Annotated in this window: 21 protein-coding genes and 1 tRNA gene; 10 read left to right on the top strand and 12 right to left on the bottom strand. The window is 63.7% G+C overall.

The genetic code is table 11. The annotated features are described in order from the left end of the window. Positions 1-224: 224 nt before the first annotated feature. Complete coding sequence (locus NKH80_RS25070) at positions 225-3,971, bottom strand: PAS domain S-box protein (protein ID WP_352994258.1); 3,747 nt, start codon at positions 3,969-3,971, stop codon at positions 225-227. Between the two features lie 252 nt (positions 3,972-4,223). Between NKH80_RS25070 and NKH80_RS25065 the strand changes: the two genes are divergently transcribed. Both NKH80_RS25065 and NKH80_RS25060 read left to right on the top strand, forming a co-directional pair. Next, positions 4,224-4,682, top strand: a complete 459-nt coding sequence (locus NKH80_RS25065; protein WP_352994255.1) for a phasin — start codon at positions 4,224-4,226, stop codon at positions 4,680-4,682. 339 nt (positions 4,683-5,021) lie between these two features. After that, positions 5,022-5,098: transfer RNA gene (locus tag NKH80_RS25060), tRNA-His, on the top strand. 63 nt (positions 5,099-5,161) lie between these two features. On the opposite strand, the gene NKH80_RS25055 is transcribed toward NKH80_RS25060, so the two are convergent. Then, entirely contained in the window at positions 5,162-6,070 is a 909-nt protein-coding gene (locus tag NKH80_RS25055; RefSeq protein WP_352994252.1) for a LysR family transcriptional regulator, read from the bottom strand. A 135-nt stretch (positions 6,071-6,205) separates the two neighbouring features. On the opposite strand from NKH80_RS25055, the gene NKH80_RS25050 reads away from it, so the two are divergent. From NKH80_RS25050 to NKH80_RS25035, 4 genes are all read left to right on the top strand, one after another. Continuing rightward, the gene (locus NKH80_RS25050; protein ID WP_352506906.1) at positions 6,206-6,958 is read left to right on the top strand and encodes an SDR family NAD(P)-dependent oxidoreductase; all 753 of its coding nucleotides are present in this window, start codon (positions 6,206-6,208) and stop codon (positions 6,956-6,958) included. A gap of 91 nt (positions 6,959-7,049) precedes the next feature. Continuing rightward, entirely contained in the window at positions 7,050-7,778 is a 729-nt protein-coding gene (locus NKH80_RS25045) for an SDR family oxidoreductase (RefSeq protein WP_352994249.1), read from the top strand. Continuing rightward, positions 7,778-8,122: an Atu4866 domain-containing protein gene (locus NKH80_RS25040; RefSeq protein ID WP_254819302.1), complete on the top strand. Its 345-nt coding sequence runs from the start codon at positions 7,778-7,780 to the stop codon at positions 8,120-8,122. Before NKH80_RS25045 ends, NKH80_RS25040 begins: the two co-directional genes overlap by 1 nt. Positions 8,123-8,632: 510 nt before the next feature. Next, the gene (locus NKH80_RS25035; protein ID WP_352715470.1) at positions 8,633-8,887 is read left to right on the top strand and encodes a hypothetical protein; all 255 of its coding nucleotides are present in this window, start codon (positions 8,633-8,635) and stop codon (positions 8,885-8,887) included. Positions 8,888-8,947: 60 nt separating this feature from the next. On the opposite strand, the gene NKH80_RS25030 is transcribed toward NKH80_RS25035, so the two are convergent. From NKH80_RS25030 to NKH80_RS25020, 3 genes are all read right to left on the bottom strand, one after another. Next, positions 8,948-10,075 carry a DmpA family aminopeptidase gene (locus tag NKH80_RS25030; RefSeq protein ID WP_352994245.1) on the bottom strand — a complete coding sequence of 376 codons (1,128 nt, stop codon included), beginning with the start codon at positions 10,073-10,075 and terminating at the stop codon, positions 8,948-8,950. 30 nt (positions 10,076-10,105) lie between these two features. Then, positions 10,106-11,671: an exodeoxyribonuclease VII large subunit gene (xseA, locus tag NKH80_RS25025; RefSeq protein ID WP_352994242.1), complete on the bottom strand. Its 1,566-nt coding sequence runs from the start codon at positions 11,669-11,671 to the stop codon at positions 10,106-10,108. A 70-nt stretch (positions 11,672-11,741) separates the two neighbouring features. Then, complete coding sequence (locus tag NKH80_RS25020) at positions 11,742-12,698, bottom strand: LysR substrate-binding domain-containing protein (protein ID WP_023716458.1); 957 nt, start codon at positions 12,696-12,698, stop codon at positions 11,742-11,744. A gap of 179 nt (positions 12,699-12,877) precedes the next feature. On the opposite strand from NKH80_RS25020, the gene NKH80_RS25015 reads away from it, so the two are divergent. Beyond that, complete coding sequence (locus NKH80_RS25015; RefSeq protein ID WP_352475835.1) at positions 12,878-13,168, top strand: DUF1127 domain-containing protein; 291 nt, start codon at positions 12,878-12,880, stop codon at positions 13,166-13,168. A gap of 175 nt (positions 13,169-13,343) precedes the next feature. Here NKH80_RS25015 and NKH80_RS25010 read toward each other — a convergent pair whose 3' ends face one another. The 4 genes from NKH80_RS25010 to NKH80_RS24995 all read right to left on the bottom strand — a co-directional run bounded on the left by NKH80_RS25010 (position 13,344) and on the right by NKH80_RS24995 (position 17,491). Further along, entirely contained in the window at positions 13,344-14,402 is a 1,059-nt protein-coding gene (locus tag NKH80_RS25010) for a DUF937 domain-containing protein (protein WP_352994239.1), read from the bottom strand. A 102-nt stretch (positions 14,403-14,504) separates the two neighbouring features. Continuing rightward, positions 14,505-15,878, bottom strand: coding sequence for a glutamate--cysteine ligase (locus NKH80_RS25005; RefSeq protein WP_352994236.1), 1,374 nt, complete (start codon positions 15,876-15,878; stop codon positions 14,505-14,507). 184 nt (positions 15,879-16,062) lie between these two features. Beyond that, on the bottom strand, positions 16,063-16,797 hold the full coding sequence (locus tag NKH80_RS25000) for a 16S rRNA (uracil(1498)-N(3))-methyltransferase (protein ID WP_352994314.1): 735 nt from the start codon (positions 16,795-16,797) through the stop codon (positions 16,063-16,065). 31 nt (positions 16,798-16,828) lie between these two features. Next, complete coding sequence (locus NKH80_RS24995; RefSeq protein WP_352994233.1) at positions 16,829-17,491, bottom strand: hypothetical protein; 663 nt, start codon at positions 17,489-17,491, stop codon at positions 16,829-16,831. Positions 17,492-17,565: 74 nt separating this feature from the next. Here NKH80_RS24995 and NKH80_RS24990 point away from each other — a divergent pair, with 74 nt between their 5' ends. Continuing rightward, positions 17,566-18,264: a type 1 glutamine amidotransferase gene (locus tag NKH80_RS24990; protein ID WP_352883265.1), complete on the top strand. Its 699-nt coding sequence runs from the start codon at positions 17,566-17,568 to the stop codon at positions 18,262-18,264. A 296-nt stretch (positions 18,265-18,560) separates the two neighbouring features. Continuing rightward, on the top strand, positions 18,561-18,692 hold the full coding sequence (locus tag NKH80_RS24985) for a hypothetical protein (protein WP_280952144.1): 132 nt from the start codon (positions 18,561-18,563) through the stop codon (positions 18,690-18,692). Between the two features lie 28 nt (positions 18,693-18,720). Here NKH80_RS24985 and NKH80_RS24980 read toward each other — a convergent pair whose 3' ends face one another. Genes NKH80_RS24980 through NKH80_RS24970 form a run of 3 tightly spaced genes read right to left on the bottom strand, consistent with a single transcriptional unit; the run spans position 18,721 to position 21,525 of the window. Continuing rightward, on the bottom strand, positions 18,721-19,491 hold the full coding sequence (locus tag NKH80_RS24980) for a metallophosphoesterase family protein (RefSeq protein ID WP_352476071.1): 771 nt from the start codon (positions 19,489-19,491) through the stop codon (positions 18,721-18,723). Positions 19,492-19,529: 38 nt separating this feature from the next. Then, on the bottom strand, positions 19,530-20,666 hold the full coding sequence (locus tag NKH80_RS24975; protein WP_352883263.1) for an alpha-hydroxy acid oxidase: 1,137 nt from the start codon (positions 20,664-20,666) through the stop codon (positions 19,530-19,532). A 55-nt stretch (positions 20,667-20,721) separates the two neighbouring features. Beyond that, complete coding sequence (locus NKH80_RS24970) at positions 20,722-21,525, bottom strand: FadR/GntR family transcriptional regulator (protein ID WP_352994230.1); 804 nt, start codon at positions 21,523-21,525, stop codon at positions 20,722-20,724. A gap of 300 nt (positions 21,526-21,825) precedes the next feature. On the opposite strand from NKH80_RS24970, the gene NKH80_RS24965 reads away from it, so the two are divergent. Next, a complete protein-coding gene (locus tag NKH80_RS24965; protein WP_352994227.1) occupies positions 21,826-23,160 on the top strand; it encodes a DUF3422 family protein in 1,335 nt (444 codons plus the stop codon). Positions 23,161-23,215: the final 55 nt, after the last annotated feature.

Below are 23,215 nucleotides of genomic sequence, written 5' to 3'. Positions count from 1 at the left end.
TCTTCGGAATTTACCTAGATTTCATGAGTGGTACACATTGGTAAATTTTCCGGCGTGGCGGTAAGGATTTGTTAAGGCCCGGCATCGATAGTCGTGCGTAACTTGAGGGAGAAATCCCGTTCCTCTTAGCCCCAGAGGATCTGATTCGCTCAAGCCCCGTTGTGACAGCAATTCCAATTTCTCAAGGCGTCCTGTTGGACGCCTTTTTCTTTGCGCAACCATAGCTAACCGGCGAGCACACGGGTCGAGGGAAAGGCGACTTCGACCAGGGTTCCCTCGCCGGGCGTCGAGTTGATGGTGAACCGGGCCCGGTTCGCTTCGACCATCGCCTTGGTCAGCGGCAACCCAAGACCGGTGCCGTCGCCGCGGCCGCGCTTCAGCGCATTGATCTGCTTGAACGGCTTCAGCGCCTGCTCGATCTCGGACGGGCTCATGCCGATGCCGGTATCGCGCACGCGCATGACGACATCGCCGGAGAGCTCGTAGGCCGTCGACACGATCACCTGGCCGCCGGCCTGCGTGTAGCGGACGGCGTTTGACAGGATGTTGAGCGCGATCTGCCGAACGCTGCGCAGATCGGCCACCACTTCCGGCAGCCGGGAGGCGAAGCTGGAGCGGATGATGACGCGTTCCCGGTTGGCTTGCGGCTGCATCATCGCCACGGTTTCGGCCAGCGTGTCGTTAAGCGACACCGCCTCGTAGGCCATCTCCTGCTGGCCTGCCTCGATTTTCGAAATGTCGAGCAGGTCGTTGACCAGATCGAGCACGTGGTTGCCCGAACGGTTGATGTCGCGCAGATAGTCGCGATAGCGGTCATTGGCCACCGGCCCGAATTTCTCGTCCACCATCAGCTCGGAAAAGCCGATGATAGCGTTGAGCGGCGTGCGGATCTCGTGGCTGATGCGGGCCAGAAAATCGGTCTTCTGCGACGAGGCGCGCTCGGCGACCGCGCGTGCCTGGGTCAAGTCCTCTTCGGCCCGCTTCCACTGGGTGATATCGCGCACCACCGCGCAGAAGCCGCTGTCGTTGGGCAGCCTGCCGATGGTCATGAACAGCGGAATGAAACGCCCCTGCGCCTCGCGCCCGATCACCTCGCGGCCATCGTTCATCACGCTTGCAACGCCGGGCTCCGACAACCCCTCGAGATAGTCACGCGCCGCGCGCTGGCTTTCGATCGCAAACAGCGAGACGAACGGCTTGCCGGTCACCTCGTCGCTGTCGAAGCCGAATAGCGCTTCCGCCGGACGGCTAATTGAACGGATCGTTCCGTTACGGCCGATCAGCACGACGCCGTCGGTGGCGGTGTCGATGATGGTGCGCATTTCGGCAATGCGCGCCTTGAGCTCGGAAACATCCGGCTGCGTTTGGTCGTCGGCAGCGCCATGCGGAATGGCTGCTGCTTCGTCGTCGCCGGAACGGCGTACGACCAGCATCAGCGCCTTGCCGTTCCCCCACGGGACGGAACGCAAAATTGCGTCGATCGGAAACTCCTGACCGTCGCGCGTCTTCAGCCGCAATGCGCGGTCGCCGCCCTCCGAACTGCCGTCGTCGGCATAAGGGTCGGCAAACAGCGCGCCGAGCCCGCCCGCCTCGTCCAGGGCGTTGAGCGTCGCATAGCCGGTCAAGCCGAGGAATTCGTCGTTCGCGTAGTGCAGTTGATCGCCGGAATGGATAAGCACCGGCACCGGCAGCTTGCCGAGGATCGAGGTATCCGGCCCCTTGTTGTCCGCTCCGGCAAACGCCGACGGCACGAAGCCGCCGAGTTTGAGCGGTGGTGCCTGCGGCCGCTCGACGGGCGGCACCTGGCCGGCAGCGTCGGCTGCGCTGTCCTCGGACCAATCCTCGCTGTCCTCGGCGTCACGGAAATCTTCGGCCGTCAAGCTATCATCGTCGCCATCCCGCGGCGCTTCGGCGACGATCGTTCGACCGTCCGTGCTGGGCTCGTCGCCTTCCTGCGCTTCATCGCTGGGTTCGCGGTCGGCATAATCGAGCAGCGATCCGGAAACAGGGCGTGTGACGGGTTCGCCGGCTTGCGCCTCTGCTACCGCCTCATCCGGCTGCTCGCTGTCGAGCCGGGCGAGGTCCTTCTGGTCCTCGGCATCGGCCTCGGGTGGTTCGGCGGCAGCCGCCTCGCTTTCCGGACCTGGTTCCGGCATCTCACCCTTGTCCGTCGGGCCGGCTCCTTTCAGCTTTGGCTCGTCGGCATTGCCGGCTGCCTCGACTTTCTCAACCGGCTTCTGCTTTCCGTCGCTGGGCTGTTCTTCGGCCGGGGTGCTGTCCTTCTTGAGACGCTCGCCAATCTCCCGAAACGCGCTGCGTTCCAGCGTCGACAGGCCCTTGTCGTTGGCCGGCTGCCGGTGCTCGGCCAGCCGGATCACCTTGTCGGCAAAGCGCCGCTCGGGCTTTGGCACGATGGTCAACGCCGGCACTTCGCCCCTGAACGGATCGGCGGGTTTCGGTGTCGCTGGGGCAGGTTCGACGGCTTCCGGCCCAACGCTCGCGGCGGGCTTCTCCTCGGCGACAAGGGCCATGCCGACGGCATCCGGATCGACCACCGCATCGCCGCTCCTGGCGACGCCAAAACCGCGAAAACCTTCGAAAACCCGGCTGCGGCTGTAAACCGGGAGCGCCGCCAGATCGACGGGTATCTTCAGATCGGTGCCGGCGACCGGCCACAGCACGGAGCGGCCGGACCAGGTGTCGCGCCGTTCGAGCAGGCCGGCAATCTCGCCAGAAGCATCGAGGCCATAGGCGGCCGAAACATCCTCGAAGCGGCGGCCGATCACGTCGGCGGCAGGCCTGCCGACAAGCTCGGCAAATTCCGGCGACAGGGCGCTGAACCGGCCCTCCGCGTCGGTACGCCAGACGAAACGCATGGGCGCGGCGGTGCGATCGATCGCCGAAGCGCGGCGTTCGGCCGGGGAGGCGGCTTTGGTGGCTTTTGCGGCGCTTTCCGGCGAAGTATCCGCGCCGGCCTGCGAAGCGTCCGGGCTGTTCTCGGCTTTCCCGGACGCAGCTGCCCCGGGCGGGACCTGCGCGTCGTCGCCGGCATTGAAGTACCAATGATCATGCTGCGTCGGCGTTTCGCCAACCGTGTGTTGATTGTCAGCCGCGTCGACAGCTTCGTGCTCCGCCGATGCTGAGGTGCCTTCCATCGCTGCAAGGTTGATCTCCGCCGCGCCCATCCTGGCGATTGGCGGCTCGTTGTCTTGGCCCGTCGGCTGGGGAAGATCGCCACCGCTCGGTGCCGCTGCTGCTTCGCTGCCGGTTTCCCCCCCGGCGCGCTCGCCATCAGGGGCCCCGCCGTCGAGCCGGTCCTCGTCGATCACCACCAGCAGATGCCGCTCGTCCGTCAGCCGGGCAAGGCCCGCCGGATAGGAGCTGGATCCACCCGGGACCAGGCGCTTGACGATGCGGTCGCTCTCGTTCGCCACGTCGGCGACAAGCGCGGCCAGCGTCTCAGGCCGGATGCCGAGTGCCGAAAAGCCGTCCGATGCGGCGTCGATATTGCCCTTGGCGTCGACAAAGGCGATGTAGTGGCCGTCTTCCGTAAAACCACCGATGGCGCGATCGGCGATCTCGGCCGCACTGCGCGAGCCGGTCTGCGCCGCCGGCAGCGCCAGCATGATTGCTTCCTCTCCATCGGGCATGGTCACTGCGCTGGCCAGGAAGCCGACCGCGCGGCTGGTCAGGCCGGTCGCCAGCCGAACCGTGATGGCACGGTCGCGGCCGATCTGCGGAAAACCGCTGGTTGCCATGATCTGGCGCCTGGCGATCAGCGGCAAACCTGCCGAGGCGCCGATGATCGCGCCGATGTCGGGATAGCCGAATACCGCTGCGCCGGGGCCGTTGGCCCAGATCACCTGCTCGAGATCTGCCGACAGAATAGCGATCGCGTCGCCTGCGGCGAAGCGCAGGCGGACCGCGTCGAGCACGGCGACATCGAGGAAGGAGTAGTTTTCAGCCGGCATGCGTTTGGCGACCCTCACAGAGCGGGCAATTTGCGGTTAACGCTTTGTTAATAAAAGCCGACGGCGCGAAGGTCCACAAGTCATAGCGTGCAACCAATGGAATCTCTAGGCGCGTGGTTAACGCCACGAACAAATAATATATGGTGCGATGCAACAAACATGTTGCAATGCACAAAAATTGCCTTTATATTGCCATGATACATGAACGAGACGGCTTTTCGTCAAAGCCGCTGCCGCTGAAAAGGATGGAAAATGTCCAGGACCAAGACCGCTGAAACGATCGAAAACGTTGAATTCCCGAGCTTCGACGCTTCCAAGGCCACTGACCAGATCCGCGCTTTCGCCGAAAAGGGCGTCGAGCAGTCGAAAGAGGCCTATGCCAAGCTGAAGACCGGGGCCAAGGAGACCCAGAAGGCTCTGGAGTCGACCTACGAGACCGCCAAGTCCGTTTCCAGCGACCTGTCGCTCAAGACCATCGCCGCCCTGCGCGCCAATGCCGAAGCCGGCTTCTCGCATTTCGAAGCGCTGATCGGCGCCAAGTCGCTGTCGGAAGTCGTCGAGTTGCAGACCGCTTTCCTGCGCAAGCGCGTCGAAATGACCGTCGAGCAGGCCAAGGACTTCCAGGCGGTTGCTGCCAAGGCGGCCGAGGACGTATCCAAGCCGATCAAGACCGCCTTCGAGAAGGCCATGGAAGAAATCAAGATCGCCTAATATTTGCACATAGTCTAACGATGCATCAAAAGGTCGCATTTCGTCAGACAAATAGATGTGCGATATAGTCGTTCAAACGAATACCCGGCGAGTGGAACCTCCTCCCTCTGCTCACCGGGGTAACCAGCCAGCACCTCCTCCCGCTGGCTCGTAACAGGAAAAGGCCGGCACCTCCTCCCGCCGGCCTTTTCTTTGTCCGGCGGAAAATGACGCGATGCCGGAGCGAGCTTTTGCCTTGCCAAAAGCCTTGAATTAAACTCCGATAGCCCGTATGGACGCATCGCCGAACGACAGAGCGGGTCCCGAACGTTTCATCTCGATCCCGCTCTGGCAAAACGTGCCGTTGTAGCTCAGATGGTTAGAGCGCCGGATTGTGGATCCGGAGGTCGCTGGTTCGATCCCAGCCAACGGTACCATCACCTTTCAGCTACACTTCTGACCGGCAAAATACTGCTAAAGCGGTCTTATGACCGGTTGCCTCACCCACGGTCCCGCGCCTGACGCGCGCCGCGCAGGTGGTCCACGAGGGCTCTCAGCTTCGGCGCGACATTCCGTCGGCTGGGGAAATAGAGATAGAAACCAGCAAACGGCGGGAAATAGCCGTCGAGGATTGGTACAAGCTCGCCGCGGTCGATCCAGGGGCGGAATGTATCCGCCATGCCGAACGTGATCCCGGCGCCTGCAACGGCCAGCCGGATCATCAGCCACATGTCGTTGGTCGTGATCTCGGGCGCAACCGCCACGTCGAATTCGCGCCCGTCCTCGCCAAACTCCCACCGATAGGGCGAAACTCCCGGCGCCGGCCGCCAGCCGATACAGCGATGAGCCACAAGCTCGCGCGGATGGGCGGGTGCTCCGAACTTTTCGAGATAGCGCGGGGCACAGACGGCCATCTGCCGCTGATCGCCCGATACCGGCACGGCAATCATGTCCTGCTCGATCACTTCGCCGAGCCTGACTCCGGCATCATAGCCTTCGGCAACGATGTCGAATTCCTCGTCTGTCACCACGATGTCCAGATGCACCTCGGGAAACGTTTCGGTAAAGGACGCCAGCAACGGTCCTGACAGAAAGGTCTCTGCGATAGACGAAACCGCGATCCGCAGGCGGCCGCGCGGGCGGTCCAGAAACTCCGTGGTGGCTTCGACTGCCGCGTTCACGTCGGCGATTGCCGGTGCGACGCTCGCCAACAGGCGCTCGCCCGCTTCGGTCAGGTTGACGCTGCGTGTCGTGCGCTGCAGCAATGCGATCCCCAGACGCTGTTCAAGCCTGAGGATGCTCTGGCTGACCGCTGAGCGCGTCACGCCCAACCGGTCCGCAGCAGCGCGAAAATTGCGTTCCTCAGCGACCGTGACGAAGACAGCAATTGCATTGAGATCGACGTCCATTGGTTAGCGGCACTTACCTTAGAGGTTAACAATAGGCGGCTTATCGCGACAATGCCCTGGCTCTATCTCTGTCGCAACGGCAAGAAGGCTTGATCCTCCCGATCCAAGCCGAAGCCGACCGACAAGGAGTATCCCATGACATCACTCCCTTCCTCCTGGGACCTGGATGGAAAAGTCGCCCTCGTGACCGGCGCGGCACGCGGCATCGGTCGCTGCACGGCGGAGCTGCTGCGTGCGCGCGGTGCCCGGATCGTGGCAAGCGATCTCAGCGACACCGTACGCGAATTGGAAGCCGAGGACGTGGCAACCCTGGTCGGCGACGTCGTCGACGAGGATCTGGCCCGACGCTCGGTCGAGCTCGCGGCGAAGCGCTTCGGACGCCTTGACATCGTCGTGAACAATGCCGGTCGCACGCTCAACAAACGTCTGACGGAGACCTCGGTCGACGACTACGACCGCATTCTGCAGATCAACGCGCGCGGCAGCTTCGTCACCGCCCGTGCCGCTGTGGAACTGATGGCCGCCGGTGGTGGCGGCGCGATCGTCAATGTCTCATCGATCTCGGCCGTCGCGGCCTTCGAGACGCAGGCGGCCTATGCCTCCTCCAAGGCGGCTGTCGCACAGCTGACCAAGGTAATCGCGATCGAATATGGGCGTATGGGCATTCGCTGCAACGCCGTTGCCCCTGGCGTGATCGAAACCGATATCATGGAAGGTGTGGTGGAGAATGGCCGGGAGATGCTGCGCAGCTTCGGCAATGCGCATCCGATCGGCCGGATCGGCCAGCCGCAAGAAGTTGCCGAGGCCATCGCCTTTCTTGCCTCGCCGGCATCCAGCTTCATCACCGGGGCGTTGCTTCTGGTCGATGGCGGCTACACCGCCCAGTGATCCCCTATAAAGCCGGCGCGCCGCGGGAGCTGATCCGCACGCCATCCCTTCACATCGTGAAATAATCACAAAACCAAAAGGATCATCTACGATGACCATGAACAAAGTTGTTCTGATCACCGGTGCCTCCAGCGGCATCGGTGCTGGCATCGCCCGCGAACTTGGCGCGGCAGGTGCAAAGCTGATGCTCGGCGCGCGGCGCACCGACCGCCTTGAAGCGCTTGCGGCAGAAATCGAGGCGGCTGGTGGAACGGTTCGCGTGCGAGCGCTCGACGTCACCAAGAGGGCGGACGTCGCAGCATTCGCCGATGCCGCGCGGGCCGAATGGGGCCAGGTCGATGTCATCGTCAACAATGCGGGCATCATGCCGCTGTCGGCCATGGCAGCCATGAAGGTCGACGAGTGGGAGTTGATGGTGGACGTCAACGTCAAGGGTGTTCTGTACGGCATCGCGGCGGTGCTCCCTGAGATGACGGCACGTGGCTCCGGGCATATCATCAATATCGGTTCCATTGGCGCACTGGCCGTCTCGCCCATGGCTGCCGTCTATTGCGCAACGAAATACGCTATCCGCGCGATTTCCGATGGGCTCCGCCAGGAGAGTGACGATATCCGGGTAACCTGCATTCATCCCGGCGTGGTGGAAAGCGAGCTGGCGAACACGATCTCCGACGAAGCCGCTGCCGCCGCCATGAAAACCTGGCTTGCTATTGCCCTGCAACCCGATGCCATCGCCAGGGCAGTGCGCTACGCACTCGAACAGCCCGACGATGTCGACGTCAACGAGATTGTCGTGCGTCCGACGAAGGCTGCGCATTGATGCCATCCACTTTGACTGCAGTGCTTACGGGTATTGCCCTTGCTGTAACTCCAGCCGGCCTGACCCTTCCTTCAACTCCAATCCTTGCAGAGGAACCAATGACGCAGCAAGATCATCCTTATGTCGGACTGTGGGTCACCGGGGATCGCCATATCAGGCACGAACTCCTGCCGAACGGCCGTTATGACGAAGCGCGCGGTGACCGCGAGAGCGCCTACCGGGGACGCTACGAAGTGCGGGGCAACCACATAGAATACTGGGATGATACGGGCTTCACCGCGGATGGTGAGTTCGTCGAAGGCGTCCTCCATCATGCCGGCATGATCCTTTACCGCCAGCGATAGAGAGCCACCCTGAGACAAGCACTTCAGGGTTCCACAAGACGCTATTGCATGCCTTGCATGAGGCGCTCGGCAGCTTGCACTGCAAGGCCGGTCACACCACATCTCTCCCAGCAAGCGCGGCGGAAAGAAGCAGGACCGGGAGCGGAGTCGACATTGCAAATGGTTGTCACTATATAGCGGCGGCTTTGACGGCTCGCCTTTTACGTCGTGTCAGCGAGAGCGCGGTAAATGTGCTAGCTATTGTGACATCTATTGTGATCTAAAACGGCTTGAAAACCGAAAAAAAGCAAATAGAAACAATAGCGCGGGTCGAACGAGTTTCCTCGAGAGAATCAGTCCTCAAGAACTAGAACGTGCTCCTTGAACCCTCCATTCCCTTCGGCTCTGTGGACCTCGGACAAGTTCGGCTTGCCGGGCGAAGCCGACTCGGCTCGAATGGCAGCACGCATCTTTTCGAAGATGCCGACGTTTATGATTACCAATCGGCATAGCCGCTAGGGAAACAGCAGTATGAGTGAACACGCGATCGAGTTCTTGCGCGGGTGGATTGGCGAAAAAGTCCACTGCCAGCCCTCGCCAGCCAGAATCGAGAAGCAGGCCGAGACCCTCGCCAGGGAATGCGCGGCCAAGGCTGCCGAAGCCGGCATACCCCTGGAGGATATTCAGGAAGAGGTCGGCGACATTCAGGAGCTCATTGCTTCGAGGCTCGAAGAGGCGGCCGAGGCCGAGCAGGACGAGCGGAATTCCAACAAGCCTGCCGGCTGACGGACGCCTCCGGCAAAACCTGCCGGGCGAACATTGCCTGTCTGATGCAGTTGCGCGGTCTCATCGCCGCGCAGCTTTGCCAAATCTCTCCTCGAGCCATGTTTTCGGCAACGCCGGCACGAAATTGCCGTCGCGCCCGCTCATGTCTTCGTTGGCGATCAAAGCATTGAGGATTGCTTCCTCCACGCTCTGAATGACGGCGTCGAAGAACGGGTTGATGTCGGCATCCGGTATGTAACCGGCGCTGGCCAATTTGCCGGCCGCGCCGCGCGCCGCATCGGCATTGGCCGTGCTGAACGCAAGAAAAATATCGCCGGACGAATTGTATCCATAGCCGCCGGTCAGCGCGACCCCGAGGGGCACGCGTTTCGCCAGCCGTTTCAACTGGTGCGGCATGAATGGCGCATCGGTGGCGACGATCGCGATGATCGAGCTCTTTTCCGCTCGCGGCGTGTTGTCCCGGATCGCCGGTTCGGCGAGTTCCGCTCCGGCCCTGATGCCACCGATGACGAGGTTTCGCCTTGCACCGAAATTCGACTGGACGAAGCAGCCGATCGTGAAACGCTCTCCGTTCCAGTCGACGCTGCGCGAGGATGTGCCGGACCCTGCTTTGAAGCCGAAGGTGATCATGCCTGTGCCGCCGCCGACGCTGCCCTCTTCGATCGGCCCGCTTTCAGCCGTGTCGAGCGCGGAAAACACGTGCTCGAAGCTCAGATGATGGCCGTTGATATCGTTGAGAAAGCCATCATAAGTCTCGCCCGCCACCGGCAGCGCCCAGGCGCTGTCGAGCGCGTGCGGCAGCACCGTCTGCATCCAGCGCAACGTTGCGTCGCGGCTGACGCCGCAGGAATGCGTGTTGGTGATGGTGATGGGAAGATTGAACGCTCCGAGCTCCTCTATCAGATGCGAGCCGGTCAGTTCGCCATTGCCATTGGCGCTGAACACACCGGCGAACGCCGGGACGGCCAACTCGTCTCTGGGCCTTGGCAGGATCGCGGTCACGCCGGTGCGTACCGGACCCTTGCCGACAACGAGCGGCCCGTCCCCTGAGATCAGCGTCGTATAGCCGACCGTCACGCCGGGCACTTCGGTGATCGCATTGAAGCGGCCTGGGGTGCCTTCGAACGGGATATCGACGGCGCGTGCACGCAGTTTGCCCGAGGGCGTCGTAAGATGCGGATCGGCCATTTCTTCCTCAGAAAAGCGCCTTGGTCTTCCTCAGAAAAGCGAGCCTTGGCCGCCCGGCGCCTTGAGCTTGGCTGCCGACTTGGCAATCGCCTTCGGCCGCGCCGTGCCACTGATGGCGACGGCATCGGCAGTGCCGTCGGCGAACTCCAGCGAAAGCGCCATTCCCGACGCGACCTCCGCCGAACGCTTGACCACCGCGCCGCCCGCATCCTTGACGAGTGCGAAGCCTCGCGCCAGCACGGCCTTGTGCGACAGCGTCGCCAGCAATCGATCGGCCTGCGTCAGTTTTCCACGCAGACGGTCCAGCCGCCGCGAAATCGCCTGGTCCTGCCGCCGTGTCAGTGCCAGCAGGGCATCGCCTTGCAGTTTCTGCCGTCTGGCGATCGGCGCCGGTGACAGTCTGGCGGCCGTGCGCGAAAACCGTGCCCGACGCTCGCGCACGATGGCGAAGAACGCCGCTTGCGCTCGGGCGAGGTCGCGGCGGGTCAGTGTGCGGGCTTCGTTCATGCGCCGCGACAAGGTCGCCGGTGTCAGACGCTGGCCCAGAAGCCTGGCCCGCTTGCGCTCGACGCTAACCGACAGCGCCCGGCCGAGCCGGCTCGTCGCCTCGTCGAAGCGCCGCCGCGGCAGCGCCAGCAATTGGTCGGGCGAGGGCAGCGCCCGGGCGGCTGCGCGCGCCGCCTGCCGCTTGCGTTCGAAATTGCGCGACAGTGCGGTCTTCAACCGCGCGCCAAGGCCGGCAAGCGTCGCTTCGAGGTCGACTTTGACCGGTACGGCGATCTCGGCGGCGCCTGTCGGCGTTGGCGCCCGCACATCCGCTGCCAGATCGATCAGCGTCCAGTCGGTCTCGTGGCCGACCGCGGAAATCACGGGAATGCCCGAAGCGGCGACGGCCCGGGCGAGCGCTTCGTCGTTGAAGCCCCACAGATCCTCCAGGCTGCCGCCGCCGCGCGCCACGATCAACAGATCGGGCCGCGCGATGGCGCCGTCCCAAGCCAGTGCATTGAAGCCGTTGACGGCAGCGGTCACTTCCGCGCCCGCCGTCTCGCCCTGCACCCGCACCGGCCAGACGAGCACGTGCAGCGGGAACCGGTCCTTGATGCGGTGGATAATATCGCGGATCACCGAACCTGTTGGCGAGGTGACCACGCCGATGGCGCGCGGCATGAACGGCAGACGCCGCTTGCGGGCCGCGTCGAACAGCCCTTCCGCCTGCAGCCGGCGCTTGCGCTCGTCCAGCAGCGCCATCAGCGCACCGGCACCGGCCGGCTCGAGATTGTCGATGACGATCTGGTAGTTGGATTTTCCGGGATAGGTGGTGAGCCTGCCGGTGGCGATCACCTCCATGCCTTCCTCGGGACGGAATTTCAGCCGGCTCATCGTGGTCTTCCACACCACGGCATCGAGCCGCGCGCGATCGTCCTTCAGGCAGAAATAGGCATGGCCGGAGGAATGGGGTCCGCGATAGCCGGAAATCTCGCCGCGCACTCGTACATTGCCGAAGACGTCCTCGACCGTGCGCTTCAGCGCGCCGGAAATCTCGCTCACCGTATACTCGGTGGCGTTGGTGCGTGATTCGGGTGCTGCGTCGCTCATCGGCCGATTGGGGAACGGTTGTTGGCCGCCGTCAAGGCGGCCGTGTTCGATGTCGGCCCCAATCGCGCGATCACCAGCCCGGCAGGATCTGGTTCGGCTTGGTCCGCTTCATCTTGGCGAAGGCGAGGGCGGCGAAATCGAACGTGCCGGTCTCCTCGCCGAGTGGCACGGAAATATTGTCGAGGCTCTCCGAAATGTGGCGCGCAAGCGCGTCGACGATCTCCGGCCGCGAGGTCTGGCCGCGCATAATGCCGATGCGGCAATCAGGCAGGGCGCCGAAACCGTCGGCCTCGCCCAGCACCCGCATGCCGGGCCGCAGCGCGCATTCCGGCAGCACCGAGATCGCCAGGCCGGAAAGCACCGCCGCGGCGATGACGGTGGCAGAGAAGCTGGTGAACAGGATGCGGTAGTCGCGGTTCTGCTGGTCGAGCACGTCGGCGGCCGCCCGCCGCCAGATGCAGTTCGGCCGGCCGAAGGCCATCGGCAGGATCGGCTGCTCATGCGTCGCGTGGTTGGCCGAGGTAACCCACAGCAGCGGTTCGCGCCGCACCACTTCCGACTGGCCGCGCGCGTCATTGTGCGTCACCAGCGCCAGGTCGAGATTGCCGCGCTTGATGTGTTCGACCAGTCCCGGCGTCGGTTCGCAGATAACGGTCAGTTCGACATGCGGGTTGGAGCGGGCAAACCGCGCCATGATCTCTGGCAGGAAGCGATCGGCATAGTCATCCGGCGTGCCGATGCGGATGGTGCCTTCGAGCCGGCGGTCGTCGAAGGCGGCCAGTGTTTCCTTGTTGAGATAGAGCAGCCGCCTTGCGTAGGAGAGCAGTCTATCGCCTTCCTCGGTCAGCCTGTTGGTGCGGCCGTCTTTTTCGAACAGCGGCTTGCCGATCCGTTCCTCCAGCCGCCGCATCTGCATCGACACCGCCGACTGGGTGCGATGCACCGCTTCCGCCGCGCGGGTAAAGCTGCCGGTGTCGACAATCGAGATGAAGGTCTGCAACTGATCGAGATCGAGCGGCGCTTTCATTGGCCTAATCCATCATTGATGCTGATGCTAAAGATTAGAAACATTCGTTGGATTAATCAATCGGGCCATGGCAAATTCCGATTTGTCCACATGAACGCATGTGAATCGAAGCCGGAACGGCCGCTGTTGCCAGCGCCCGATCGACCGGTTTCGCCCGTTCGAATGTGAAGGAGACCGACATGGCTACGTTTGATTTCGCTACCGAGACCTCGCGCATCACCTCGCGTCCGGCCGTTGCGACGCGCGTGGCCAATGCCGCTGCCAATGTTTACCGCGCCTGGAAAAACCGCCGCGCCTTTTATCGCCTCGGCGAGATGTCGGATGCCGAGCTCGCCGACATCGGCCTGACCCGCGCCGACCTGCACGTCGCTGTCGGTGTACCCTTTGGCCGAGATCCGACAGAAAGGCTTCGCGTCATCGCCATCGAGCGCGCCGAAACGATCGAGGATCTTGCCCGCAAGGTGGTGTGATCGCACAAATTCGCGATTTTGGTCGCATTGAACCTCTTGAGGCACGACGCCACCAAGTTACGCAGGCTCCCCACTCCCTGCCGGATCCCCCCGGCCAGCCTGCGCGCTGCCCGGTCCTCCCAGGACCGGGCTTTCTTTTTTGGGCGGCACTGATGATTGCTTGCCGGTGTCTGGTCTAGCGCCGGCCCATGCCTTGCTTGAACTGGTCGAAGATCGACTCCATGCCTTTCTGGTAGTCGTCGCGCTGCTGGGCGCCTGTCTCGAACATTTTGCCGAACAGGTCGTCGAACGGATTTCTCGGCCTGCCGCTCGGATTGGCCTGCGGCTGCGGCGCCTGGGGTTGCTGCGGCGCCTGACGCGGCTGAGACTGTTGTGCGCCACCGCCGAACATGTCCTGCAGTACTTTGCCGAGCGGATTGTCACCATAAGGGTTCTGTGTCTGCTGGGGTTGGTTCTGCGGCTGCTGTGGCTGTGGTGCACCGCCGCCGAACATATCCTGCAGCACCTTGCCGAGCGGATTGTCACCATAAGGGTTCTGTGTCTGCTGCGGCTGGCTTTGGGGCTGCTGCCCGCCGCCGAACATGTCCTGCAACACCTTGCCCAGCGGGTTGTCGCCGTAAGGGCTCTGCGTCTGTTGCGGCTGCTGCCCGCCGAACATATCCTGCAGCACCTTGCCGAGCGGGTTATCCGTGGGGGCCGCAGGCTGAGGGGCCGGTGCCTGGCTGCCGCCGCCCGCCTGCCGCATCATCTGCTCGATGAGTTCGCCGAGCGGATTGCCGCCACTGCCTGCCGCATGCATCTGTCCGCCTAGCTGGTTGGTGGTCTGCTTGAACAGCCCGCCCATCATCATCGAGGCGATTGCCGGCAGCATCTGCTGCAGCACCTGCTGGCTGACGCCACTCGCCTGCGCGGCCTGGTTGGCAACGGCCCGCGACAGGTCCTTCGAGCCGAACAGATGGCCGAGAATGCCGTTGCCCTCATCGAGGCCCTGCGGCGAGAAAGCCCGGCTTGCATCCTCGAAATATTTGGCGTGCTGGCCGCTGGCCATCGCCGTCATGAAGGAGCCGAGCCCGTAAGGGTCCGCCGTGTTGCGCTTGAGCCCCTGCGAAAAGGCCGGCAGCAGCGCCGCGACCGCCGCCTGCGTCTGCTGCTGCGACAGCCCGAACTGCTGGGCCAGCGCCTGCATGCCGTTGCCGTTCTGGGCCTGTGCCAGACTATCGAACAAGGAAGGCATTGTTTTCTCCTCCGGGAAAATCCTCGTTGGAGAAGCCTAGTTCGTTTCCATCACTGATTGAAGCGAATTTGCCGGACCGTGGCTCATGCGGACAGGGAAGCGTTAATACGCGTATTCCATGAATACCGGCTCGATCGAGCCGCCCCAGCGTGTGTGGTAGGCGGAGAGCATCTCCTCGGCGCTGGTCGTGCCGCGCGCGACGACCTCGTCCAGCGTGTTGAGGAACGAGGTCTCGTCGTAGCCGTCGCGGTTCTTGCGGCCACGGTTCTTCAGTCCCATGCGCGAGATGACGAGCACGTCGCGGGCGATCTCGCGCAACGTCGTGTTGCGGAAGGGCGCCGAAATGCCCTGTTGCGGCACCGCGTTGCGCATCGCCAGCACTTCGTCATAGCTCCAGCTCGAGGTCAGCGCCTCGGCCGCGTCGAGCGCTGCCGCGTCGTAGAGCAGCCCGACCCAGAAGGCCGGCAGCGCGCAGATGCGCCGCCACGGCCCGCCATCGGCGCCGCGCATTTCGAGAAAGCGCTTCAGCCGCACGTCCGGGAACAGGGTCGACAGATGGTTCGCCCAGTCGCCCATCGTCGGCAGCCCGTCCGGCAGTTCGTTACGGGCAGCGCCCGCCATGAACTGGCGGAAGGTGATGTGAGTCATGTCATGGTACTGGCCGTCGCGGATGACGAAATACATCGGCACGTCGAGCGCCCATTCGACATAATCGGCAAAGCCGAAATCGGGCGAGAAGCAGAATTCGAGGAGGCCGGAGCGCTGATTGTCGGTGTCGCGCCAGATCTCGCCGCGCCAGCTCTGCAAGCCGTTCGGCCGGCTTTCGGTGAAGGGCGAGTTGGCAAACAGCGCCGTCGACAGTGGCTGCAATTTCAGCGACACCTGCATCTTGCGGCGCATGTCGGCTTCGCTCTCGAAGTCGAGGTTCACCTGGATCGTGCAGGTCCGGTACATCATGTCGAGGCCCTTGGTGCCGACCTTGGGCATGTAGCGCGTCATGATCTCGTAGCGCGATTTCGGCATTTTCGGCGTCTCGGCCAGCGACCATTTCGGGCTGCCGCCAAGGCCGAGAAAACGAATGCCCATCGGTTCAGCGATCTCGCGCACCTGCGCCAGATGCGCATTGCCTTCGCGGCAGGTCTGGTGGATCGTCTCCAGCGGCGCGCCGGACAGCTCGAACTGGCCGCCTGGCTCCAGCGAGATCGCGCCCTGACCGGTCGGCTCGACCAGTCCGATGATGCGGCCGGCATCCATGATCGGGTCCCAGCCGAGTTTGTCCTGCATGCCTTCGAGGATGGCGCGGATGCCGCGCTCGCCGCCATAGGGCACCGGGGCATTGCCGTCGACATAGAACGGGAATTTCTCGTGCTCGGTGCCGATGCGCCATTTGTCGCGCGGCTTGTTGCCTTCGGCCAGGTGCTCGACGAGTTGGTCGACGCCTTCGATCGGCCGGAAATCGGTGGTATCGCGCGCCATATCGCCCTCCGCACATGACCCCGAAAACCGGCTTCGATTTTCTGAAGGGATCAGGTGCCCAATCAAATGCTACAGCGTCCTTTGCGCGTCCGAAAGGACACGCGGCCACTGCCGGCGCTAGATGGACGAAATGTCAGTAGCCGATCAAGCGAAAAATCCTGAGCCAGAGGGTAACGGGAATTGATCACCAATCGCCGATTGTCGCCTGGATCAGCGCCAGTGCCGCCACCGCCGCCGTATCCGCTCGCAGGATGCGCGGCCCGAGCGGAATGGCGGTAACGAAGGGCAGCGCTCTCAGCATCCTGCGTTCCTCGTCGGAAAAGCCGCCCTCAGGCCCGACCAGCAGACCGAGCTTTCTCTCCCGCACCGCCTGCAATGCCGGCAGGGGATTGTTGGTTGATGCATCCTCGTCGCAGAAGATCAGCCGCCGCTCGCGGTCCCAACCCGCCAGCAGGCGCTCGAATTTTTCCGCTTCGCGCAGCTCCGGCACCGCCAATATGCCGCATTGCTCGGCCGCCTCGACGACATTGGCGCGCAGGCGCTCGATACCGGGTTTTGCCACTTGCGTGTGCTGGGTGATGACCGGCTGCAGGATGCCGGCGCCCATCTCCACCGCCTTTTGCACGAGGTAGTCGAGCCGCCCTTGCTTCAGCGGCGCGAAGCAATAGACGAGATCGGGCAGCGGCGGCTGCGGCCGCTGCAGCTTCATCACCTTCAGGCGCAACGCCTTCTTCGACTTCGCGGCGATCGCCGCCGACCATTCGCCGTCGCGCCCGTTGAAGACCAGAACCTCGGCGCCTTCGCCGAGCCGCAGCACATGCGAGAGATAATGGCTCTGCTGCTGGCCGACGTCGAACTCGATATCCAGTCCAAGTTCGTCCGGCACGAATAGCCGCTGCATCTTGTAATTGGCGCGCATCGCCGAGGAATGGGCGAGGCCGTCGCCGGCGTCAAGCCTCCGCGCTGGCGTGCCAGACAGGTCTGTAGCCACGCTTCAGCACGGAAACAGTTGTCGCCGGCGTGAGCATGCCGATTGGACCGTGGGTAAAATCGCCGAATCCCACCGGATCGCCATAGCCGCCGAAACTCCAGGGCAGCGCGGCGCCGTCAAACAGGGCGTACGCCCTGTTTCCTGACGAGATCATCGTGCCGTCCGGCAAGTCCGCAAGCGCCTCCGGTTTCAGTCGCGGCGCCCGCCCGCCCGATGCCAGGCGCTCCTTGTGCAGGCGCTTGTCGAGCTGCGGCGCGCGTGGCTCGGCAATGTCGAAGGCATCGCCGAAGCGCTGGACAAAATCCCTGGCCCGCTCGCGCCGGCAGAAGAAGCAGGGCCGGTGCCCGGCGGCAAGTGCCGTCACCTCGTCGAGGAAAAACAGCTCGGTCCAGCCGGCCTTGCCGCCCAATTGGTCGTCGCTTTGCCGGTTGCGCCCCATCGGCTGGCGCCGCACGTCGCCGTATTCGCAGACACAGATGATCCAGGCTTGCAGCGCCCAGCGCTTCTTCAACAGCGTTCTCGTCTCGGGGTCGTGAATGATGCCGCGATTGCCCATGAACTGGCCGCGCTCCGGCACGGCATGGATGGCGCCGAACGGGTCGACCCGGTTTTGCAGTGGCATAGGCGTTCCCTGTTGGCTGCAATGCTGACGCCATGATATCGCTCGCTGCATCAATTTCATGTCAGCAGGTTTCGATGCGGGTCTTGGTCGTCCAGAACTTCGACAATGAGGGCCTTGGCCAGATCGGCGCGGCGCTTGTCGAGGCGGGCGCCGATATCGACCTGCGCCGGCCGTATCGCGGCGACGCGCTGCCGCAAGATAGCGGCTGGCATGACGCCATGGTGGTGCTCGGCGGCGCCCAGAATGCGCTGGACGACGAGCTCTGCCCGTATTTCCCGGGCCTGCTCGATCTGACGCGCAACTTTGCCGACAGGGATCGCGCGGTGCTCGGCATCTGCCTTGGCAGCCAGTTGGTCGCGCGCGCCTTTGGCGGCGAGAACCAGATAGGCGGTGCCTCGGAGTTCGGCTGGCACGAGGTCGCGCTCACCGCGGCGGCGCAGGCCGATCCGGTGCTCGCCGCCTTGCCTGAAAAATTCCCGATCTTCCAATGGCACGACGACACCTTTGACTTGCCCGAGACTGCCGTGCGGTTGGCCGGCAATGCCGTCGCCGAGAACCAGGCGTTCCGCATCGGCCGCGCCATCTACGGCTTCCAGTTCCATTTCGAGGCCGACAGTCCGATGGTGCGCGACTGGAGTACCTCCTTCGCACCGCTGATCGCCGAGCGGCATCCTGAATGGGCGGGCCGGCTCGACGATGAAATGGCCCGCAGCGGACCGCAAGCCGATGCCGCCGGCCTGGCCATCGCCCGCGCCTGGGTGGCGACCATCTGACGGCTCATACAGCCAACGTATTTGGCGACGTTGCATATTTGGCACGCGGCGGCAAATCCGCCGGGGATAACGCGTTTCATCCTTGGCCTGTGTCAGTCCGCCAGCCTAAAAGGCGCCCGCTCTGCATCTTGCGTGCAACCGCGATGAACCTTTGCTGTGACCCGCGCGACACACCGCCGATACAGAACATGCCTAGAAGCGCGAAACCGTCAGACATTTGCGACGTATTTCGCGTTTCAACGCATTGGTAACCCGCTCGTGCATAGATGCAGAAAGCTCAACAAGAGATGACGTCCGTGAAAGCAGCCTTTTTGTCCTTTGCCATGTTGTCGGCCATCGTCTTGTGCGGCCTCGGCATTTATTCCGCCGACGCGGCCAACAACCACAATGCCGTCGACGGCTACGGCGTCACCGCCGCGCTTCGCTAGACCCTCTGCACATAACCTCGCGCCTTACCTACGCCCGCTCACCCGTCACCGTCAGGATCCGTTTCTCCGCGCCGTCCACGACGAGCGCGGTGAGGTTTCCCGAGTGCCAGGCGAGGGTGTCGACATTGACGCGGTTGCCGGTGATCTCGGGCTTGGCCACCGGCGTATGGCCGTGCACCACGATCTTGGGATGAAGGCCGGTGTGGTCGTGGAAGACCTCGCGGATCCAGATCAGGTCCTGCGGGCTCTGGCTTTCCAGCGCAATGCCGGGCCGGATGCCGGCATGACAGAAGAAGAAGTCGCCGAATGTCACTGAAAAGGCCAGCGAGCGCAGGAACTCGACATGGTTCTGCGGCACCGCCTCGACCAGTGCGGCGTGCCCTTGCCGCAAGGCCGCATCGGCGCGGCCAAACCAGGCGCTGCTGCCACCGAGCGACACGCCATAGGATAGCGCCGTCTGGATGCCGCCATAGCGCATGAACAGGCCGTCCGGGTCGGGGACATCGAGAAAATCGAGGAAGCCGAGATCATGATTTCCGGCCAGCATCAGGTGACGCGGATCGCGTTTTTGCGCGTCGATCAGGAAATCGATGACGCCTTTGGAGTCCGGACCCCGGTCGACATAGTCGCCGAGATGGATAACGCGCCAATCGGCAGTGGGCTTCCTCTCCAGCTCGCCCTCGATCCGGCGGTGCATGGCGGTCAGCAGGTCAAGCCGACCGTGCACATCGCCGATCGCATAGAGGCGCATACCTTCCGGTCCGCGCGCTTCGAAAAAATTGATGCCGGGCTCCGTCAATGCCTGCGTCGCCTCCGTGGTCATGCCGTCACGGGACTTTAGCGCCGGAGCTGATCCTTGCCCATGTCGGTGACCAGACGCTTTCCGCACAGTGCCAGCGTTATGTCCATCTCCTTGCGGATGATTTCCAGCGCCTTGGTAACCCCTTCCTTGCCGAGTGCGCCGAGGCCATACAGGAAAGGCCGGCCGATATAGGTGCCCTTGGCGCCGAGGCACAATGCTTTGAGCACGTCCTGGCCGGAACGGATGCCGCCGTCCATATGCACCTCGATCGTGTCACCGACGGCGTCGGCGATCTCTTCCAGCGCCATGATCGATGACGAGGCGCCGTCGAGCTGGCGGCCGCCATGGTTGGATACAATGATCGCGTCGGCGCCCGTCCTGGCCGCCATCAGCGCATCTTCCTTGTCGAGTATGCCTTTCAGGATCAGCTTGCCGCCCCAGCGCTCCTTGATCCAGGCGACGTCCTTCCACGACAGATGCGGATCGAACTGCTCCTTCGTCCAGGACGACAGCGAGGCGAGGTCGCCGACGCCCTTGGCGTGGCCGACGATGTTGCGGAAGCTCCGGCGCTTTGTCCCGGCCATGCCGACGCACCAGCGCGGCCTTGTCGCCATCTGCCAGATGTGCTTCGGCGTCATTCGCGGCGGCGCCGAAAGCCCGTTGCGGATGTCCTTGTGGCGCTGACCGAGGATCTGCAGGTCGAGCGTCAGCACAAGCGCCGAACATTTCGCCGCCTTTGCGCGGTCGATCAGATCGAAGACGAAGTCCTTGTCGCGCAGCACGTAGAGCTGGAACCAGAACGGCTTACTGGTCACCGACGCGACATCCTCGATCGAGCAGATGCTCATCGTCGACAGCGTGAACGGCACGCCGAATTCTTCCGCAGCCTGCGCCGCCAGCATCTCGCCGTCCGGATGCTGCATGCCGGTCATGCCGGTCGGCGCCAGCGCCACCGGCATCGTCACTTTCTCGCCGATCATGGTCGATTCCAGCGAGCGGTTGTCCATGTCGACAAGCACGCGCTGGCGGAACTTGATCTTCTGGAAATCCTCTTCGTTGGCGCGGTAGGTGCTTTCGGTCCAGGCGCCGGAATCGGCGTAGTCGAAGAACATCTTCGGCACACGGCGGCGCGCTAGGTCCTTGAGGTCGGCGATGGTGAGAATGCTGCTCATGGATCTTTTTCCGCTGGTTCTTCGCTGGTTCGTCGTTGGATTTTCTGGGCGGGGCCTACGGCTGTTTTCTCGCCGCCTCACCGTCACCGGGTTCGGAGCGTTGCCTGAGCCTCAGCCGCGACACGCGCTGCCAGTCGCCGCTGCGCTCGGCCTCGGCCATCGATCGTTCGACGTAGGAGATGTGGTCCATCGCCGCCTGCCGCGCCGCAGCCGGATCGCCGGCCTTGACCGCCGCATAGATTGCCCGGTGTTGCGAAAGCAATGCCTCGCGCGCGCCCGGCACGTTGAACACCAGCCGCCGGTTCTGGAACACGCCTTCCGACAGCAGCCGATAACAGGAGCGCAGCGTGTGCAGCAGGATAATATTGTGCGCGCATTCGCAGATCGCGTGATGGAACTCGATGTCGATTTCCGCCTCGTCGTCGAAATTGGCGGTCCGGTGCGCCTCGTCCATGCGCGCCATGATGCGGTCGAGCAGCGCCAGATCGTCAGATGTGGCACGCCGCGCCGCATATTCGGCAGCCACCGCCTCGATCTCGCGGCGGTACTCCAGATAGTCCGTCACCGCCTTGCGATGCATCGAGATCAGGTCGGCCACCGGCTTGGTGAACAGCTGGCCGATGACATCGGCGACATGGGTGCCGCCGCCTGGCCGTGTCGTCAACAGCCCGCGCCCTTCCAAGGCTTTCAAGGCATCGCGCAGGATCGGCCGCGACACCTCGAACTGGCGCGCCAGCTCGCGCTCGCCCGGCAGCCGGTCGCCGGTGCGCAGCACGCCTTCGAGGATCAGGCTCTCGATCTGCTGCACCACCTCGTCGGCGGTGCGCGAATGCTCGATCCGGGAGAAAATGTCGCTCAAACGGGGTGCCTGGGGGTTGAACCGAAGTCGCGCAAGATAAAGCCAGCGTCGCCAACTGGTCAAATTATTTATCCAATTCGCCGGCCAGACCCGTTCACTGCCGCGGCTTCATATCAGCGTAAGCTAAATTGGCCGTTTGCGTCCTCTGGAGATTGCCTCTAGAGCAATTCCAGGAAAAGTGTGAAACGGTTTTTCCGTCCGGAATTGCGCAGAATCAAAGAGATAGAGCGGTTCGGCGTTTCCGTGAACAAGAGAGACATCATTGCCAAAAAGGGCTCAGAGAAGCCCGGGGGACCAGCCGTGCCAGACGCCGACCCGTCCAACCTCGAATTCCAGCTGCGCGCCAAAGCCGTGGGCGGCAGCGTCATGGGCTTTCCGGCGCATGAAGGTCGGCCGGGCGCCCTCGGCGAGGTCCACGCCCGGCCGCATCCGCTGGTCGAAAAGCCGCGCGTGCTGGTGCAGCTTTCCTTCATGACCGAAGCTGGATCCGGCGTCGATCAGGCCGTGCTTTCCGAATTGTCGCGACGCCTTGGCATCGCCGCGCCCGACCCCCACGCCCGCCACCACGCGATGAAATGGGGCAAGGGCTCGCTGCGCTGGGAACGGCACACGGAGTTCTCGACCTACCTCTGGGAAGGACCGCTCGCCGAAAACGGCAGAGGGCAAGAAGACACACCCTTCGGCAACGGGTTTTCGCCGCCGGGAACGGTGATTTCCGGCATTAGGCTCGAAATCCGCAAATGGACGCCGGCGAACGAGAGGCTGATCGCCGGCTTTGACCCGACCAGCCTGTGCTACTCGCTGGTCGAGCGCGGCAACGCGGCCATCGTCACCGATTTCCGCCAGGATGGCGACGGCTTGACCCGCATGCTGATGCTCGACCGCGGCCTGACCCCGGCGCGCACCGGGGCACTGTCACAGCGGCTGATCGACATCGAGACCTACCGCACGCTGGCCATGCTTGGGTTGCCGCTGGCGCTGACGCTGTCCGGTCGCGCCCGCCGCATCGAAGACAGGCTGGCTCAGACCACCTTGGAAATGAAGGTCGCCGAGACCCGCGACAGCCAGACGCTACTTGCCGACTTGACCGAACTGGCTGCCGAGCTGGAGGCGGATGCCGCTTCCAGCCTCTACCGCTTCGGCGCCAGCCGCGCCTATGACGGCATCGTGCGCGAACGGCTGGAGGCGCTCGACGAAGAGGCCGTGCCCGGCTATGACACCTGGGGCGGTTTTCTGCAGCGCCGCGTGGCGCCGGCGATGCGTACCTGCCGTTCGGTCGAGGAGCGTCAGGCCAACCTGTCGACGAAGCTCACCCGTGCCACCACGCTGCTGCGCACCTGGGTCGACGTCGAGGTCGAAAAGCAGAACCGCGATCTTTTGGCTTCGATGAACAATCGTGCCCGCCTGCAATTGCGGCTGCAGCAGACGGTGGAGGGGCTCTCGGTCGCCGCCGTCTCCTACTATGTCGTCGGCCTCATCGGCTACGTCGCCAAGGGCGCCTCGGTCTTCGGCCACGCCTTTGCGCCGGAAATGGTCACCGCCGCCTCGGTGCCGCTCGCCGTCGTGCTCGTCTGGTGGGGCGTGCGCCGCGTCCGCCGCATGCACTCCGAACCAGGCAAGCAGCCCGGCGAGTAGCGAAGGGCGGAGCGGCAGATTGCCGCTGCGGAAGGCTGTCCCGGCCATAGGCCTC

The sequence above is a fragment of the Mesorhizobium sp. M0904 genome (assembly GCF_040319475.1).
Classification (GTDB): domain Bacteria; phylum Pseudomonadota; class Alphaproteobacteria; order Rhizobiales; family Rhizobiaceae; genus Mesorhizobium.
The sequence above is the reverse complement of the archived record's forward strand: the minus strand, read 5'-3'. Positions and strand labels throughout refer to the sequence as shown.

Coding starts and splice junctions, on each gene's coding strand:
- NKH80_RS25070 (WP_352994258.1), bottom strand. CDS start 3,971: ATGCCGGCTGAAAACTACTCCTTCCTCGATGTCGCCGTGCTCGACGCG.
- NKH80_RS25065 (WP_352994255.1), top strand. CDS start 4,224: ATGTCCAGGACCAAGACCGCTGAAACGATCGAAAACGTTGAATTCCCG.
- NKH80_RS25055 (WP_352994252.1), bottom strand. CDS start 6,070: ATGGACGTCGATCTCAATGCAATTGCTGTCTTCGTCACGGTCGCTGAG.
- NKH80_RS25050 (WP_352506906.1), top strand. CDS start 6,206: ATGACATCACTCCCTTCCTCCTGGGACCTGGATGGAAAAGTCGCCCTC.
- NKH80_RS25045 (WP_352994249.1), top strand. CDS start 7,050: ATGACCATGAACAAAGTTGTTCTGATCACCGGTGCCTCCAGCGGCATC.
- NKH80_RS25040 (WP_254819302.1), top strand. CDS start 7,778: ATGCCATCCACTTTGACTGCAGTGCTTACGGGTATTGCCCTTGCTGTA.
- NKH80_RS25035 (WP_352715470.1), top strand. CDS start 8,633: ATGAGTGAACACGCGATCGAGTTCTTGCGCGGGTGGATTGGCGAAAAA.
- NKH80_RS25030 (WP_352994245.1), bottom strand. CDS start 10,075: ATGGCCGATCCGCATCTTACGACGCCCTCGGGCAAACTGCGTGCACGC.
- xseA (WP_352994242.1), bottom strand. CDS start 11,671: ATGAGCGACGCAGCACCCGAATCACGCACCAACGCCACCGAGTATACG.
- NKH80_RS25020 (WP_023716458.1), bottom strand. CDS start 12,698: ATGAAAGCGCCGCTCGATCTCGATCAGTTGCAGACCTTCATCTCGATT.
- NKH80_RS25015 (WP_352475835.1), top strand. CDS start 12,878: ATGGCTACGTTTGATTTCGCTACCGAGACCTCGCGCATCACCTCGCGT.
- NKH80_RS25010 (WP_352994239.1), bottom strand. CDS start 14,402: ATGCCTTCCTTGTTCGATAGTCTGGCACAGGCCCAGAACGGCAACGGC.
- NKH80_RS25005 (WP_352994236.1), bottom strand. CDS start 15,878: ATGGCGCGCGATACCACCGATTTCCGGCCGATCGAAGGCGTCGACCAA.
- NKH80_RS25000 (WP_352994314.1), bottom strand. CDS start 16,797: ATGCGCGCCAATTACAAGATGCAGCGGCTATTCGTGCCGGACGAACTT.
- NKH80_RS24995 (WP_352994233.1), bottom strand. CDS start 17,491: ATGCCACTGCAAAACCGGGTCGACCCGTTCGGCGCCATCCATGCCGTG.
- NKH80_RS24990 (WP_352883265.1), top strand. CDS start 17,566: ATGCGGGTCTTGGTCGTCCAGAACTTCGACAATGAGGGCCTTGGCCAG.
- NKH80_RS24975 (WP_352883263.1), bottom strand. CDS start 20,666: ATGAGCAGCATTCTCACCATCGCCGACCTCAAGGACCTAGCGCGCCGC.